This is a genomic window from Aequorivita marina (assembly GCF_031631895.2).
Lineage (GTDB): Bacteria > Bacteroidota > Bacteroidia > Flavobacteriales > Flavobacteriaceae > Aequorivita > Aequorivita marina.
On record NZ_JAVMBW020000050.1, the window covers coordinates 1 to 293 of the forward strand.

The 293-nt window shown below is 47.1% G+C and carries 1 protein-coding gene; it reads right to left on the minus strand.

What is annotated here, in order from left to right:
• The coding region (locus QPK98_RS15635) for a type IX secretion system membrane protein PorP/SprF (RefSeq protein WP_310994400.1) at window positions 1-293 on the minus strand (293 nt) is incomplete at both ends.

Below are 293 nucleotides of genomic sequence, written 5' to 3' on the forward strand. Positions count from 1 at the left end.
GAGGGTTCATAACTCCAATCCGAATCAAAGCGACCAATGGCATAGGCCCCAGAAAGCAAATACCGGCGCTGGTTCTTCGGCTCATACTCCTCAGTATAGATGGAACGGTTCTGAAAAATAATGTTCTTAACCGTAAAATGTGCCGATAGATTCAAAAAATTGTACGACACTCCAGCGTCAACGTTAAAGTACGAAGTGCTCTGCACAATACCAGCTATCACCGGGTCGTAGTCCTCTAACGGAAAGCTGGTCTCATCAAGCTTCTGCTGGGTAAGCCCAGCGCTAAGCCCAAA